Here is a 14977-nt window from a genome sequence, read left to right as displayed (position 1 = left end):
AATCTCTTCTCGGAGTTCGAAGTCTCGAAGTCGGCGGCGGCCGCGTGGTGAGCGGGCTTCCGCCAAAGATCTACGGGCTACGAAGATCTAGGGGCTGTGAGTGAACGGCGGGTGGCGCGGTCCGCACCACCCGCCGTCACTTCAGTCAGCCCTTTGGCCCGGAAGGTCAGGCCGTTGGCCGGGTCAGGCCTGCTCGGCCTCGGCGGCCGGAGCGGCCTCGACCTCGGCGGCGGGGGCCTCGACCTCGGCGGCGGGGGTCTCGACGACCTCGGCGGCGGCCTCGGCGGCAACCGGAGCCTCGTCGGCCTGCTCGGCGTCGGCGACCTTCTCCGTCTCGGCAGAGGTCTGCACCTCGGCCTCGGCGGCCGGAGCCTCGTCAGGCTTCTTCTCGCCCTCGAGCAGGTCGCGCTCCCACGCGGCGAGCGGCTCGCCGGCGGCCTTGTCACCCTTGGCCTCGGCGGCGACACCGGAGCGGCTGATGAGGCCCTCGGCGACGGCGTCGGCGATCACGCGGGTGAGCAGGGTGACGGAGCGGATCGCGTCGTCGTTGCCCGGGATCTTGTAGTCGACCTCGTCGGGGTCGCAGTTCGTGTCGAGGATGGCGACGACCGGAATGTTGAGCTTCCGGGCCTCACCGACCGCGATGTGCTCCTTCTTGGTGTCCACGATCCAGACGGCGCTGGGAACCTTGGACATCTCGCGGATACCACCGAGGGTCTTCTCCAGCTTGGCCTTCTCGCGCGAGAGCACGAGAAGCTCCTTCTTGGTGAGACCGGACGCGGCGACGTCCTCGAAGTCGATCTGCTCGAGCTCCTTGAGGCGCTGCAGACGCTTGTAGACGGTGGAGAAGTTGGTGAGCATGCCGCCCAGCCAGCGCTGGTTGACGTAGGGCATGCCGACGCGGGTGGCCTGCTCGGCGATGGCCTCCTGCGCCTGCTTCTTCGTGCCGACGAACATGACCGTGCCGCCGTGGGCGACGGTCTCCTTGACGAACTCGTAGGCGCGGTCGATGTACGACAGCGACTGGAGCAGGTCGATGATGTAGATGCCGTTGCGCTCCGTGAAGATGAAGCGCTTCATTTTCGGGTTCCAACGACGGGTCTGGTGACCGAAGTGGACGCCGCTTTCCAGCAGCTCCCGCATCGTGACGACGGCCATGGCCGTTCTCCTTGATTTACTCGGTTGTGCCGCGAGCACCGGACGGCACTCGCGCCTGACGCCCACGTGCGCGTGCCCAGAGGACCGAGGAGCGCTGACACCGGTTTCGTCTTGCGACGGAGGACCGGATGCCGGGGCGTGCGAAGTCGACCCGGTGACCCGGATCGCCAAAGGAAGTGTACGGGACCCGCGAGGCACCGGGTGACGCCGTTGTCCACAGCCCCTCGCCGGTCCACAGGTCCCGGCCATATCGGCACGGGTACGGCACGGTTTGTGCCATGCGGATGCGACGAGATGACCGACCTGTGCGTATTGGCCTCGCCTTACTACTGGCCCTCCTCCTGACCCTGCTGGCCTGCACGGCCCGAGCCAGCGACACCCCTCCCCCGACACCCGGGATCCCCATCCCCTCCGTACCGGCGATCGCGAGCACCTGGCCGGTCGGCTCACACCCTCTGGTCCTACGAGGCTGGGAGCCCCCGGCGACGGTCTACGCCCGGGGCCACCGAGGCGTGGACCTGGCGACCCCGGCCGGCGCCGAGGTACGAGCGGTGGCGCCGGGCCGGGTGTCCTTCGCTGGCCGGGTGGCGGGGAGAGGGGTGGTCGCGGTCGAACTGACCGGGACGGACCTCCGCACGACCTACGAACCGGTGAGCGCGACAGTGAAGAAGGGGGAGGAGGTGGCGGCGGGCGAAGTGGTGGGGACGGTGGAAGTCACCGGCTCGCACTGCGCGACGTCGTGCGTGCACTGGGGCTTGCTGAGAGGGGAGGTGTACTTGGACCCTCTGGAGCTACTGCCCCCATGGCTGCTGTCCAGAGGCCCGTCACGCTTGCTGCCGGTGCTGGGCTTTTAGGGGCGCGGGGAACTGCGCGACCAGCCCCCACCGAACCCGCAGCCAAAACTCAACCCTGAACGCCCCGCAAAGCCATACTCACCGCAGCCTCAGTAATCACCGAGGGATCCTCCGCGGCCCCCAACTCAATCCGCCGCACAGCCGCATCAACAACCCCTTGCAGCAACATGGCCGCCAGCCGAGGCTCCCCATGCCCCATCTCCCCGAGCGCGGAGACGATCATCGCCACCAACCCGCCATGCGCGGCCCGGATCTTCTCCCGCGCCCCGGCGTCCAGTTCACTCGCCGAGATGGCAACCACAGCCCGATGCCGCCGATCCCCGACCAACGCAAGCTGCTGCCGCACATACGCCTCGACCTTGCCCTCCGCCGAGTCAGCACGTTGCATCGCCGCCGACACATCCGCCGCCCACACGGGAAAGTCGACCTCGCACAGCTCCTCGACGACAGCGGCCCGGGAGCGGAAGTACTCGTACACGGACGACCGCGCGAGCCCCGTCCGCTCGGCCAGGGCCGGGAACGTCAGCGCCTCCGTCCCACCCTCGGACAGCAGGGAACGAGCCGCGTCCAGCAGGGCGGCTCGCTGCATCGACCGGTGCTCGGCCACGGAGGCCGCTCGAATCCTTGGCACGTCAACCACTCTACGGACGGTCCACGCCCGACGGGAGTGACAAGGGCCATGCAGGCACGATTCTGCGAGGTCGAGAAGGCGGTACGTCTTCTGCTCAACGGCCGAAACTCGCCAGCTTGGCGCGCAGCTGCAACACGGACTTGGTGTGGATCTGGCTGACCCGGCTCTCGGTCACCCCGAGCACGTTGCCGATCTCGGCGAGCGTGAGGCCCTCGTAGTAGTACAGCGTGACGACCGTCTTCTCGCGCTCCGGCAATGTGTTGATCGCCCGCGCCAGGAACCGTCGCAGCTCCCGCCCTTCGGCCACCTCCACCGGGTTGTCGGCGGCGGTGTCCTCCAGGGTGTCCATCAGGCTGAGCCGGTCGCCGCCCTCGCCGCCGGCGTGCAGCAGCTCCTCCAGGGCGACCACGTTCGCCAGCGACAACTGGCTGAAGACGGCGTGGAGTTCCTCCACCGCGATGCCCATCTCGGCGGCCACCTCGCCCTCACTGGGCGTGCGCCTGAGCCGCGCCTCCAGCGTGGCGTACGCCCGCTCCACGTTCCGCGCCTTCTGCCGCACCGAGCGCGGAATCCAGTCCAGCGCGCGCAGTTCGTCGATCATCGCGCCCCGGATGCGGGTGATCGCGTACGTCTCGAACTTGATCTCCCGCTCGATGTCGAACTTCTCGATCGCGTCGATCAGTCCGAACACCCCCGACGACACGAAGTCCGCCTGTTCCACATTGGGCGGCAGCCCGACGCTCACCCGTCCCGCGACGTACTTCACGAGCGGCGAGTAGTGCAGGATCAGCTGCTCACGCAGCCGCTCATCGCCCGTCGTCTTGTACGACCGCCACAGCTCGTCAAGCGTCGAGGGAGCGGGCGGCCGGACGCTGCCACCGTCACGGGCGGCTGGGGGGATCGCCGCCCGGTCGGACCCGGAGGTGTGCTGGGGCATTCGTCGCCTTGTGCCGTTCTGCCGTGAAGTGGGGGTGCCTGGGTGAGCTGTCGGAGTGATGGGGAGATGCCGGTCTGTGCCGGAATCCCCGTGAGCGTAGCGTGACTGGAGTGTCGCGGTGTGCGAAGGGCGGGGCTCGGACCGGGCACGGACGCGTTCGAGAGGGTGCCGGAACGGGGCACTCCGATTGCTCTGCGTGATCATCGAAATGCGCCAACTGCGGGAATTCCCAAGGGTGTCGGGGTTCCCCCGGACGGCCGAACACGCTCGGTCAACGGCGCCCCCGATCGGGCCGGACCGAGATCATCGCCTGGCGTGTCAACTTCCAGCCGTCGCCGTGTCGTTCGACGTAACCAAGTGCTCGGAGTTCGTACAGTCTCGCGATCGCGTCGTCCTCCGTGGTCTGCGCGCCGCGCGCGATCTCCCGTGGCAACGCGGCCCTGTTGCCGGGCAGTGCGGCGAGGATGCGCCGGGCGGCCGGTTCCAACAGGTCGCGCGGGAGCACCGGTCCGCGTCGGTCGGGGGCCAGTTCGCCCATGCCGCCGACCAGTTCGACGATTTCCGCCACGTCGGTGACCAGTACCGCGTCCCCGCGCAGCAGTTCGTGCACCCCGGCGGACAGTGCACTTGTGGCAGGCCCGGGCACCCCCATCGTGTGGCGCCCCAACCGCTGCGCGGCCCGCGCCGTGACGAGCGACCCGCTCCGGTACGCGGCCTCGACCACCACGGTGCCCCTGGTGAGCGCGGCGATCACCCGGTTCCGGAGGATGAACCTGCTCGGCGTCGGATGCTCGCCGGGCGGCAACTCGCCGACCACGAGCCCCTGTTCGGCGATCCTCCGGATCAACTCGGCATGCCCGCGCGGGTAAGGCCGATCGACGCCGCAGGCAAGCACGGCGACGGTGACGTCGGTCGCGCCGAGGGCGCCGCGATGGGCGGCACCGTCGACTCCGTAGGCTCCGCCGGACACGACCACCCAGCCGCGTTCGGCCAGTCCGGCGGCGAGGGTGGCCGCCATGTGCGCGCCGTACTCGGTGCAGGCGCGGGCGCCGACGACGGCGACCGACTTGAGTGCCAACACCCGCAGGTTGGGATGCCCGCGCACCCACAGTCCGATCGGCCGCGCGTCCCCGAGATCGTCGAGCTGGGCGGGCCACTCGACATCACCGGGACACACGAACCGGACGCCGGCATCGTGTGCGACGGCCAAGTCCCGCCCGGGCTCGACCAGTCCGGCCCGCGCGCACAGCCCGGCCCACCGCTTGTCGGTCACCCCGGTGAGCTGCGGCCCTCCGTTCCCGAACCGCCGGGCGACCTCAACGGCCCCCAGCTCCCGGACCCACCGACCGGCGACCTCGTCCCCGGGTTCGACGACCCGGGCCAGAAAGACGCGGGCGAGCAGATCGTCGCCCGCGTCTTGGGCCCCGGTCCGGTCATGAACCCCGATCGCGTCGTCGGCCCCGGCCAGGCCACCGGTCCCGACCCGGTCATCAGCCCAGGTCACGTGGTCGGCTCCGACCCGGCCATCGCCCCCCGTCCCGTCATTGACCCCGCCCGTGTCACCGGCCCGGGTCATGTCATCGGCCCAGGTCACGTGGTCGGCCCCGATCGCATCACCGGTCCCGTCCCGGCCATCGGCGCGGACGCGGCCATCGGCCCCGGTCGCGCCAGTGGTTCCGACCCAGCCATCGGCCCCGCTCAGTTGACCGGTCCCGGTCGCGCCCTCGATCCGGGCCCGGTCATTGGCCCCGCCCACGCCATCGGCCCCAGCGCGATCAGGACTCCCAGCCCAGCCATCGACCCCCATCCGGTCATCGGCCCCGGTCGCGCCATCGGTCCCGGTCCGGCCTTCGGCACCGCCAGCGCCATCAATCCCGGCCCGCTCAGAACTCCCGGCCCAGCCATCGACCCCCATCCGGCCGTCGCCCCCAGTCGCGCCCCCGATCCCGGTCCGGCCATTGGCCCCGCCAGCACCATCAGCCCCAGCCCGATCAGAACTCCCGGCCCACCCATCGACCCCCATCCCGTCATTGACCCCGCCCGAGCCATCGGCCCGGGTCACGTCATCGCCCCGATAGCCATCGGCACGCCTCGCGGTACGCCCGTGCGCAGTTGGAGCGCGAGGGCTACATCCGTCGCGCCGGGTCGGTCGTGGCCGACGAGGTCCGCGACCGTCCAGGCGACGCGCAGTACCCGGTCGAGCCCGCGCGCGGTGAGCGCGCCGCGCTCCAGGCTGCGCTCGGCCTCGTCCATCGCGCCGCGCTCGGCGTGCCAGCGGCTGCGCAGTTCGCGGCCGGGCACCTCGCTGTTGGTGCGCCAGGGCGTGTCCGCGAGCCGCGCCGCCGCCCGCTCCCTGGCCGCCCGTACCCGATCCGCGACCGTCGCCGTGGACTCGCCCCGCGAACCGCGCCCGGTGAGCTGGTCACGCGTGACACGGTCCACCTCCACCCGCAGGTCCACCCGGTCGAGCAACGGCCCGGAGAGCCTGGCCTGGTACCTCCGGATCGACATCGGCGCGCACTCGCACAGGTCGTCGGTCTGCGAGAAACGGCCGCACGGACAGGGGTTGGCCGCGAGCACCATCAGGAACCTCGCCGGGAACCGGACCACGCCCGCGCTGCGCGCGATCACCACATGCCCGGCCTCAAGTGGCTGCCGTAGCGCATCCAGCGCCTGACCGCTGAACTCCGGTGTCTCATCAAGGAACAGGACGCCTCGATGAGACAGCGACACCGCCCCGGGCCGTGCGATCCCCTGTCCGCCGCCGACGAGGGCCTGCATCGTGGCCGAGTGGTGCGGGGCGCAGTAGGGAGCGACGTCGATCAGGGGTTTGCCCGGCGGCAGCAGGCCCGCCACCGAGTGGACCGCCGTGACTTCCAGGGACTCCTGCCGGTCGAGCCGGGGCAGGACCGCGGGCAGCCGCTCCGCGAGCATCGTCTTACCGGCCCCCGGTGGGCCTTCGAGGAACAGGTGATGGCCGCCGGCCGCCGATACCTCCACCGCCGTCCGCGCCGAGAACTGGCCGACGACATCGGCGAGATCGTGCCCCGGGTCGTGCTGGGACGCGCCCACACTGTGCATCCCGGTGGCAGCTCCCGTGCCGGGCATACGCAGCCCGGCGAGCAGCGGGTCCGGGCGTCCCAGTTCGTCCGGGTCCTCGTCGGGTACGGGTTCGTCGGCTAGTACGGCGATCAGCTGCCGCAGGGTGCGGACGCCCAGGACGGACACCCCGGGCACGAGCGACGCCTCGGCGGCGGCGCACTCCGGGACGACGACCTGCTCGTATCCGGAGTCCGCGGCGGCCAGCACGGCGGGCAGGATGCCCCGGACCGGCCGGACCCGCCCGTCCAGGCCCAGTTCGCCGATCATCACGATGTCGGCGAGCACGCGCGGATCGATCCGCTCGGCCGCACCGAGGACGGCCGCCGCCACAGCGAGGTCGAACCCGCTGCCGCTCTTCGGCACCGACGCCGGGCTGAGCCCGACGGTCAGTTTCTTCTGCGGCCAGGGCGCTCCCGAGTTGACGACCGCGGCCCGCACCCGGTCCTTGCTCTCCGTCAGGCTCTTGTCGGGCAGCCCCACCAGCGTGAACGCCGCGACGCCCGGTTCGAGGTCGGCCTGCACCTCGACGACCACGCCCTCGACGCCCACCAGAGCCACCGAACACGTACGAGCGAACCCCATCTCAGAACACCCCCCGGGCGTGCTCGACCACGGCCCTGCCGCGCCGGGGCACGACGACGCCCACCAGGTCGATCCGGACCCCTCCCGGCGGGGCTCCGCCGTGCGCGTGGATCCACCGCTCGGCGAGGCCGCGTAGGCGCTCCGCCTTCTGGGGTGTGACGGCGGCCATCGGGTGCTGGAAGGCGCCCCTCCGCCGGGTCTTGACCTCGCAGACCACCAGGACGTCGCCGTCCCGCGCCACGATGTCGATCTCTCCGGTCCTGCCACAGCGCCAGTTGCGCTCCAGGACCGTCATACCGGCCGCGATCAGCCGTCCTGCGGCCACCGTCTCGCCGTACTCGCCGAGTGCACTGCGTGCGTTCATGTCGGCACCACCTCCGGCACCAACCGTCACGCAGAACGGTCCACCAAGTGGATCTTGGTGGACCGTTCAGTGATTGTGGAGAACTCCGTCACCCACACGGGTGAAAGCCACCCCGCGGGCAGCCGCCGTCACCGCACCGCCGTCACCCGCCCGGCAGCTCCAGATCGCTCTTGTTCAGCTCCTCGATGTTCACGTCCTTGAACGTGAGCACGCGGACCTGTTTCACGAAGCGAGCCGGTCGATACATGTCCCACACCCAGGCATCCGCCATGGACACCTCGAAGAACACCTCGCCCTGAACCGAGTGCACCTGCATCTCGTAGTCATTGGTGAGGTAGAAGCGCCGTTCGGTCTCGATCACATATTTGAACAGACCGACGACATCGCGGTACTCCCGGTAGAGCTTCAGCTCCATCTCGGTCTCGTACTTTTCGAGGTCCTCGGCGCTCATGGCATGTTCCCCTTCACCCGTGCGATCCCACCATTGTGCGCCAGTCCCGTAAGCCCCTAGACGATTTCGGTGTCGAGGGTCACGGGCCCGGCCGGGGGACCTTCGTCGAGCAGCCTGCGGAGCAGCTCGGCGAGTCTGGTCGGATACACCGTCTCATGCGCCCGGTCCAGTTCCCGGTACGTCCACCAACGCGCTCCGGAGACGCTGCGGCGCTCCAGCTCGGTGAGGGCCGTGGCGCCGGGTACGCCCTCGGCCGTGGCGGACGTCCTGGCCAGGTAGTACCACTCGTCCTGGTCCCAGCGGCGGCCCGCGAACGGGAAGGAACACGTCCGCGTCCACAGCACCGGGCCGAGTTCGACCTGGGTGATGCCGGTCTCCTCCGCGAGTTCCCGTAGCGCCGCCTCCTCGTGGGTCTCGTCGCCCTCCAGGCCGCCGCCCGGCGTGAACCACCAGTCGTCGGACGGATCGTCCGGCTCATGGCCGTGGAGCAGCAGGATGCGGTCCTGCGGGTCGAGGAGGATCACCCGGGCGACCTTGCGCAGACCGCCCTCGTACGAGTCGCCGTAGGCGCCCTCCTCGGTGGCCTCAGCGGGCACCGGCGGGCTCCGTCCTGGTGCGAGCGCGGCGGCCGGCCGCCAGCTTGGCGATCGGGCCGTAGGCGCCGCCGCCGAGGACGAGGACCCCGCCCGCGACGATCACGGCGATGATCGTGCTCAGCGGGCCGGGGTGGGAGAGGCTGCCGAGCGGCTCGAAGCCGGTGGGGCGCTCCAGCATGCCCTTCATGGGCCAGACGACGGCGTCCACGCGGGCGCTCACGGCGCTGCTCGCGACGGTGCCGGCGGCGACGTCCGTGAGGTGGGCGCTGGAGTCCAGGGAGCCCTGGCGTTCGTCGCCGAGGAGGAAGAGGCGGCCCTTGGGGACCTTCACCGCGGGGATCGTCTTGATCTCGGCCGGCCCGCCCTTGAGGTAGTCCTCGGCGATCTGCTTGCCGTTGACGACCAGCTTGCCGTTCGTGCAGCAGGAGACGGTGTCCCCGCCGACGGCGACCACGCGCTTGACCACGGGCGCGTTCGTCACCCAGGTCTTGTCCGTGAAGACGACGACGTCGCCGCGGTGCACCTCGTCGCCGTCGACCCGCTGGGCCAGCACCCGGTCGCCCGCGTCGATCGTCGGCGTCATCGAACCGGTCGGCACCGTGTACGGCCGGTAGACCACCGCTCCCCAGCCGAAGCCTCCGAGGAACAGCACAAGGCCCAGCGCGACGGCCAGTCCGGACAACCGCTGTCCGGTCCGGCTGCCCACCGGGCCCTTGCCTGTGCCACCGCCGGTACGCGGGGCCGTACGTGTTGCGCTCTCGCCACCCATGGGTCCGCACCCTACCCGGCGGTACCGAGGGTGGTCAGCCCTTCCTCCGGGACCAAGGTCACAAGCTCTACAAGGCCTTTACTCGTCCTTGCCCGACCGCTTGCGGCGCCACAGGACCAACGGCAGGACACCGACGAGGGCGAGGCCCTCCGGCGCGGCCGTCAGGAGCCGGGAGGCGGAGGCCCGGGTGTTGATGCCCGCCTGGTCGAAGGTGTCCGGGATCGGCAGCGTGCCCCAGCGGTTGATGGGCCAGGCCTTGACGATCGCGCGGCCGACGACCTCCTTCACCGGGACCATGCCGTGGTGCTTGTCGGACTGGTTGTAGCGCGAGTCCCGCGAGTTCTGCCGGTGGTCGCCCATCACCCAGATGTCGCCCTTGGGGACCTTGACGGTGAACTGGCCGCCCTGGTCGTCGTTGGTGCAAGGGGTGTTGCCGGGGTAGACGTACGGCTCGTTCAGCGCCTTGCCGTTGACCGTCAGCGGGCCCGTGCCGCTGCAGGAGATGGTGTCGCCGCCGACGCCGATGACCCGCTTGATGAGGTCCTTCTCCTGCGCGGACGGCATCAGGCCGATCCAACTGAGCACCGTCTGCAGGGCGTTGGGGTTCGCCGCCGGCTCGCCCGCCAGCCAGTTGTCCGGGTCGTGGAAGACGACGACCTCACCGCGCTCGGGCTCGGAACCGAACCACGGGGTGAGCTTGTCGACCAGGACGCGGTCACCCTGCTGGAGGGTGTTCTGCATCGAGTCGGAGGGGATCGAGAACGCCTGCACCAGGAACGTCTTGATCAACAGCGCGAGGACGAGCGCGATGACCACCAGGATCGGCAGCTCCTTCCAGAAGGAGCGCGGCTTCCTCGGCTGGGGGGTGGAGTCGCCCGGCCCCTGTTCCTCGGTGCGGGTCGCGTCGCCCGGCGCCGTACCGTCCTCGTCAGCTCCGGAGTCACTCCCGGAGGTCACGGCGCTGTCCGCGACCGGGTCGGGTGCTTCCACGGGACGTCCGCGGTGCTCCTCGCCGTCGTGTCCGGACCGTGCGCCAACCGCCACATCCCCCACGCCAACTCCTTACTCTGTGCCACCGCCTGCCCCATCCTCGGCGCAGGCCCACCACTCCCATAACGAGCGGGAGTTCCGCAGGGCTCGGGAGTTGGACCGATCCGTTCGGATCGACCGGGGCAACCCTATGCGACAGTTCGGGACCGGCGGTCGTCCCCGACACGGAGTTGGAAACCGATGCGAAGGTTTTAGGTTCGTTCAGGCTGGTCCAGTGGCCCATGGGCCAGGCGATCACCTTGGCCCGCCCGACCACCGAACTGAGCGCGACCGTGCCTCCGTAGCTGGTGTTCTGGTGGGCTCGGGAGTCCGCCGAGTTGCCGCGGTGGTCGCCCATCACCCACAACCGGCCCTTGGGGACGGTGATGTCGAACTTCGTTTCGGACGGGGCGTTCCCCGGATACAGGTAGTCGGCCTCGGTCAGCGGAACGCCGTTGACGGTCACCCGGCCCTGCGCGTCACAGCACTTGACGTGGTCACCGCCGACGCCGATGACCCGCTTGATGAGGTCCTTCTCGTTGTCGGACGGCAGCAGGCCGATGAACTGGAGGCCTTCCTTGACCTGCTTGACCACGATGGGGTCGTTCTTCTTGGTGGTCTGTTCGTCCGCGAGCCAGCCGCCCGGGTCGTGGAAGACGACGACGTCGCCGCGCTTGGGCTCGGAGCCGAACCACGGGGTGAACTTGTCGACCAGGACACGGTCGCCGATCCGGATCGTCTGCTCCATGGAGCCCGACGGGATCACGAACGCCTGGAGGAGGAAGGTCTTCAGGACGAGGGCTATGAGGACCGCGACGCCGACCAGGAGCGGTATCTCCCGGACCGCGGAGCGCCGTCTGCGCCGCTTGACCTTGCGCTGGAGCTTGCGCCGCTCGGCCCGGCTGCGGCCGGCTCCCCCGGCCGGGGCGAGCGCGCCCGCGCCCGCGCGCCGGAAACCGGTCGGCAGCAGGTTCTCGTTCCCGAAGGAGCCGCCCGGCGGCGTGGCGCCTCGGGGCTTGCCGCGGTTACCCATGGGCGCCGTCCGCGGCGGGTACGCGCGCGTAGGCGCCGGGTCGGACGAGGTGGGTCCAGTGCCCGGCGGGCCAGACGACCCAGTCGGCTCGCCCGATGACGTCACCAACAGGAATCATGCCTCCGCCCGGGTCGCCCAGGTGGTCCCGGGAGTCACTTGAGTCGCCGCGGTGGTCACCGAGGACGAACAGCGTGCCGTCGGGCACGACCACGTCGAAAGCCACGGTGGACGGAGCGTCACCGGGGTACAGGAACGCCGTCTCGTCGACCGACCGCCCGTTCACCTGGAGCCTCCCCTTCTCGTCGCAGCAGACCACGTGGTCTCCCCCCACACCCACAACGCGCTTGATGTAGTCGGCGTCCCCGAAATAGCCGGTTCCGTCGAACACCACGATGTCGCCGCGCCGCGGATGAGCACCAAAACGGTACGCCAACTTATTTACGAGAACGCGGTCGCCGATCCTCAATCCGGATTCCATGGATCCGCTAGGAATGTGGAATGGCTGCAGCAAGAAGGTGTTGAGCAGCAGCAGAAACACCAGACAGACCAGGGCAGTCAGGGTGATCCGGCCGCCGGGCAGCCACTCGGCGACCCGCGACACCAACGCGAAACGCGACCGGTCCTCCGGCCCTTCGGTGTCCGAGGTGGCCTCGGAGTCGGAAGGGCGGGAGGAGCGGTCGCGCTCCGTGTGCTGTGCTTCGGTGTCCATCGGAGCCAGATGCTATCCGGCCCCGATATGAACCCCGTATCAAGCTCAGTTGTCGCGCTTCTCCTTGATCTTCGCGGCCTTGCCGCGCAGGTCACGGAGGTAGTACAGCTTCGCGCGACGGACGTCACCACGGGTCACGAGCTCGATCTTCTCGACGATCGGGGTGTGCACCGGGAAGGTGCGCTCGACGCCGACGGAGAACGAGACCTTGCGGACCGTGAAGGTCTCGCGGACACCGGCGCCCTGGCGACGGATGACTACGCCCTTGAACTGCTGCACACGGGAGCGGTTGCCCTCGATGACGCGGACGTGGACGTTGACGGTGTCACCCGGGCGGAAGGCCGGGATGTCGGTGCGCAGCGAGGCGCCGTCGACGATGTCGAGCAGGTGGGACATTTCGTCTGCTTTCTTCATCGATGCCACAGGTCACCGACGGGAGATAGGTGAAGGGAAGGATGCTGTCCGTGTCGGGGCGGGCGTCATGTCCCCCTGTGGCAGGGGCGCACGCCGGACGACGCACAACAGCGACCTATTCTTCCACGCCGTCCGGCCTGCGCCAAAATCGGCCGTACGGCTCCCCCGCCGGGTCCGGTGACCAGCCCAGGATCGAGAGCATCTCGCGGTCCTTCTTGTCGAAGGTCTTGGGCTCGCAGCGCTCGATCAGGTCGGGCCGGTGAGCGGCCGTGCGCTTGAGCGCCTCGTCGCGCCGCCAGCGGGCGATCTTGCCGTGGTGTCCGCTGAGCAGCACGTCCGGGATCCCCTGGCCGCGCCACTGGGGCGGCTTGGTGTAGATCGGCCCCTCCAGGAGGTTGGCCATGGCCCCGGGCGCGAAGGAGTCGTCGCGGTGCGACTCGGCGTTGCCCAGGACACCCGGCAGCAGCCGTGCCACAGCCTCCGTGACGACCAGGACGGCCGCCTCGCCGCCGGCGAGCACATAGTCGCCGATGGACACCTCGTAGACGGGCATCCGGGTCGCGTACTCGTCGATGACCCGCCGGTCGATGCCTTCGTACCGGGCGGGCGTGAAGACCAGCCAGGGGCGCTCGGAGAGTTCCACGGCGAGTTCCTGGGTGAAGGGTCGGCCGCTGGGCGTGGGCACGATGAGCGCGGGCGCACCGGAGCCCGTCTCGTAGCCGTCGGCCAGGACGGAGTCCAGGGCGTCGCCCCAGGGCTCGGTCTTCATGACCATGCCGGGGCCGCCGCCGTAGGGGGTGTCGTCGACCGTGTTGTGGCGGTCGTAGGTCCAGGAGCGCAGATCATGCACGTGCACATTCAGCTGTCCACGCGCGCGTGCCTTGCCGACGAGGGAGACGTTCAGCGGTTCGAGGTACTCGGGGAAGATCGTGACGACGTCGAGCCTCATGCGTCGGCGTCCTCGGAAGAGTCGTCCTTGGAGGACACGATCTCCGCCTGGTCGTCGATCAGGCCGTGCGGCGGGTCGATGACCGCGCGCTGCTCCTCCAGGTCGATCTCGATGACGATCGACTCGACGAACGGGATCATCACCTCGCTGCCGTCGGGCCGCTCGACGATGAAGAGGTCCTGGGAGGGCAGGTGCGAGATCTCGGTGATCCGGCCGACCTCCTCGCCGTCCTTGGTGACGACGTCGAGGTCCATCAGCTGGTGGTCGTAGTACTCGTCCTCCTCCTCCGGCAGCTCCTCCGGGTCGATCTCGGCGATCAGGAGGGTGTTGCGCAGGGCCTCGGCGCCGGTGCGGTCGCTGACGCCCTCGAAGCGGAGGATGAGGCGGCCGCTGTGGACGCGGCCCGTCTCGATGGTCAGGGGGCCGGTGGAGGCGGGTTCGGTGGCCAGGACGGCGCCGGGCGCGAGCCTGAGCTCCGGCTCGTCGGTGCGTACCTCGACGGTGACCTCGCCCTTGATGCCGTGGGCACGGCCGATACGAGCGACTACCAGCTGCACTGTGCTTGATCTCCTGTAGTACGACGACGGGCCGGGGACGGCCCGCAGGCCCTCCCCGGCCCGAGCCGGTGTGCGATAAACGTCAGCGGACGTGGTCCACGTCGACAAGGTCGACGCGGACACCTCGGCCGCCGATGGCGCCCACGACGGTGCGCAGAGCGCGAGCGGTACGGCCGTTGCGACCGATCACCTTGCCGAGGTCGTCGGGGTGCACCCGGACCTCCAGCACGCGCCCACGACGCAGGTCGCGCGAGGCGACCTGCACATCGTCGGGGTTGTCCACGATGCCCTTCACGAGGTGCTCGAGAGCCTCCTCGAGCATGCTCAGGCCTCGGTCGACTCGGACTCGGCCGCAGCCTCGTCCTTCTTGTCGGCCTTCTTCTTCTGGGTGATCGCCTCACCCTTGCCCGAGTCATCGCCACCGAGGGCGTCGAACACCGGGCGCGCGGCCTTCGGCTCGGCCACGAGCAGCGGAGCCGGGGCCGGCAGGCCCTTGAACTTCTGCCAGTCGCCGGTGAGCTTCAGGATGGCGAGCACGGGCTCGGTCGGCTGCGCGCCGACACTCAGCCAGTACTGCGCGCGGTCCGTGTCGACCTCGATGCGCGAGGGGTTCTGCACCGGGTGGTACAGACCGATCTCCTCGATGGCCCGGCCATCACGGCGGGTACGGGAGTCGGCGACGACGATGCGGTAGTGAGGCGAACGGATCTTGCCCAGACGCTTCAACTTGATCTTGACTGCCACGGGAGTGGGTTCTCCTGGTTTTGACGTGGTTGGGCACGGCGAGATGGCCGCGTGGGGTTGCGGTACCCGAGTGCCCGATGGACGCGTCAGCCGGAGGC

The 14977-nt window shown here is 69.8% G+C and carries 18 protein-coding genes; 1 reads left to right on the top strand and 17 read right to left on the bottom strand.

Translation table 11 applies throughout. The annotated features are described in order from the left end of the window. Positions 1 to 183 precede the first annotated feature (183 nt). Positions 184 to 1158, bottom strand: a complete 975-nt coding sequence (gene rpsB, locus SPR02S_RS19735) for a 30S ribosomal protein S2 (RefSeq protein WP_019058713.1) — start codon at positions 1156 to 1158, stop codon at positions 184 to 186. A 278-nt stretch (positions 1159 to 1436) separates the two neighbouring features. Between rpsB and SPR02S_RS19730 the strand changes: the two genes are divergently transcribed. Next, positions 1437 to 2012 carry a murein hydrolase activator EnvC family protein gene (locus SPR02S_RS19730; protein ID WP_043258383.1) on the top strand — a complete coding sequence of 192 codons (576 nt, stop codon included), beginning with the start codon at positions 1437 to 1439 and terminating at the stop codon, positions 2010 to 2012. A gap of 49 nt (positions 2013 to 2061) precedes the next feature. Here the strand turns inward: SPR02S_RS19730 and SPR02S_RS19725 are convergent, their stop codons facing one another. The 16 genes from SPR02S_RS19725 to rpsP form a co-directional block, all read right to left on the bottom strand. Beyond that, entirely contained in the window at positions 2062 to 2619 is a 558-nt protein-coding gene (locus tag SPR02S_RS19725) for a TetR/AcrR family transcriptional regulator (RefSeq protein ID WP_019058711.1), read from the bottom strand. A 118-nt stretch (positions 2620 to 2737) separates the two neighbouring features. Next, complete coding sequence (gene whiG, locus SPR02S_RS19720; protein ID WP_019058710.1) at positions 2738 to 3580, bottom strand: RNA polymerase sigma factor WhiG; 843 nt, start codon at positions 3578 to 3580, stop codon at positions 2738 to 2740. A 271-nt stretch (positions 3581 to 3851) separates the two neighbouring features. Beyond that, entirely contained in the window at positions 3852 to 5084 is a 1233-nt protein-coding gene (dprA, locus tag SPR02S_RS55965) for a DNA-processing protein DprA (RefSeq protein ID WP_245607581.1), read from the bottom strand. Positions 5085 to 5638: 554 nt separating this feature from the next. After that, positions 5639 to 7264, bottom strand: coding sequence for a YifB family Mg chelatase-like AAA ATPase (locus SPR02S_RS19710; protein ID WP_026150703.1), 1626 nt, complete (start codon positions 7262 to 7264; stop codon positions 5639 to 5641). Position 7265: 1 nt separating this feature from the next. Then, a complete protein-coding gene (locus SPR02S_RS19705; protein WP_019058707.1) occupies positions 7266 to 7628 on the bottom strand; it encodes a YraN family protein in 363 nt (120 codons plus the stop codon). 142 nt (positions 7629 to 7770) lie between these two features. Next, the gene (locus SPR02S_RS19700) at positions 7771 to 8079 is read right to left on the bottom strand and encodes a DUF2469 domain-containing protein (RefSeq protein WP_003965949.1); all 309 of its coding nucleotides are present in this window, start codon (positions 8077 to 8079) and stop codon (positions 7771 to 7773) included. A gap of 56 nt (positions 8080 to 8135) precedes the next feature. Next, complete coding sequence (locus SPR02S_RS19695) at positions 8136 to 8675, bottom strand: NUDIX hydrolase (protein ID WP_019058706.1); 540 nt, start codon at positions 8673 to 8675, stop codon at positions 8136 to 8138. Beyond that, entirely contained in the window at positions 8665 to 9444 is a 780-nt protein-coding gene (gene lepB, locus SPR02S_RS19690) for a signal peptidase I (RefSeq protein WP_019058705.1), read from the bottom strand. The genes SPR02S_RS19695 and lepB (SPR02S_RS19690) overlap by 11 nt, the downstream gene beginning before the upstream one ends. Before the next feature lie 78 nt (positions 9445 to 9522). Continuing rightward, positions 9523 to 10497, bottom strand: a complete 975-nt coding sequence (lepB, locus tag SPR02S_RS19685) for a signal peptidase I (RefSeq protein ID WP_078622942.1) — start codon at positions 10495 to 10497, stop codon at positions 9523 to 9525. After that, positions 10385 to 11506, bottom strand: a complete 1122-nt coding sequence (gene lepB, locus SPR02S_RS19680; RefSeq protein ID WP_019058703.1) for a signal peptidase I — start codon at positions 11504 to 11506, stop codon at positions 10385 to 10387. The genes lepB (SPR02S_RS19685) and lepB (SPR02S_RS19680) overlap by 113 nt, the downstream gene beginning before the upstream one ends. Then, on the bottom strand, positions 11499 to 12215 hold the full coding sequence (gene lepB / locus SPR02S_RS19675; RefSeq protein ID WP_019058702.1) for a signal peptidase I: 717 nt from the start codon (positions 12213 to 12215) through the stop codon (positions 11499 to 11501). Before lepB (SPR02S_RS19675) ends, lepB (SPR02S_RS19680) begins: the two co-directional genes overlap by 8 nt. 45 nt (positions 12216 to 12260) lie before the next feature. Continuing rightward, positions 12261 to 12611 (bottom strand): 50S ribosomal protein L19, encoded by a 351-nt coding sequence (gene rplS / locus SPR02S_RS19670; RefSeq protein ID WP_019058701.1) that lies wholly within the window; start codon positions 12609 to 12611, stop codon positions 12261 to 12263. 133 nt (positions 12612 to 12744) lie between these two features. Then, the gene (trmD, locus tag SPR02S_RS19665; RefSeq protein WP_019058700.1) at positions 12745 to 13578 is read right to left on the bottom strand and encodes a tRNA (guanosine(37)-N1)-methyltransferase TrmD; all 834 of its coding nucleotides are present in this window, start codon (positions 13576 to 13578) and stop codon (positions 12745 to 12747) included. After that, entirely contained in the window at positions 13575 to 14135 is a 561-nt protein-coding gene (rimM, locus tag SPR02S_RS19660) for a ribosome maturation factor RimM (RefSeq protein ID WP_019058699.1), read from the bottom strand. The genes trmD and rimM overlap by 4 nt, the downstream gene beginning before the upstream one ends. An 82-nt stretch (positions 14136 to 14217) precedes the next feature. Then, complete coding sequence (locus tag SPR02S_RS19655) at positions 14218 to 14457, bottom strand: RNA-binding protein (RefSeq protein WP_005479813.1); 240 nt, start codon at positions 14455 to 14457, stop codon at positions 14218 to 14220. Positions 14458 to 14459: 2 nt separating this feature from the next. Next, the gene (gene rpsP, locus SPR02S_RS19650; protein WP_019058698.1) at positions 14460 to 14879 is read right to left on the bottom strand and encodes a 30S ribosomal protein S16; all 420 of its coding nucleotides are present in this window, start codon (positions 14877 to 14879) and stop codon (positions 14460 to 14462) included. Between the last annotated feature and the right edge of the window lie 98 nt (positions 14880 to 14977).

It is taken from the genome of Streptomyces prunicolor NBRC 13075 (assembly GCF_000367365.1).
Classification (GTDB): Bacteria; Actinomycetota; Actinomycetes; order Streptomycetales; family Streptomycetaceae; genus Streptomyces; species Streptomyces prunicolor.
This window is presented reverse-complemented; position numbering and strand designations above follow the sequence as displayed.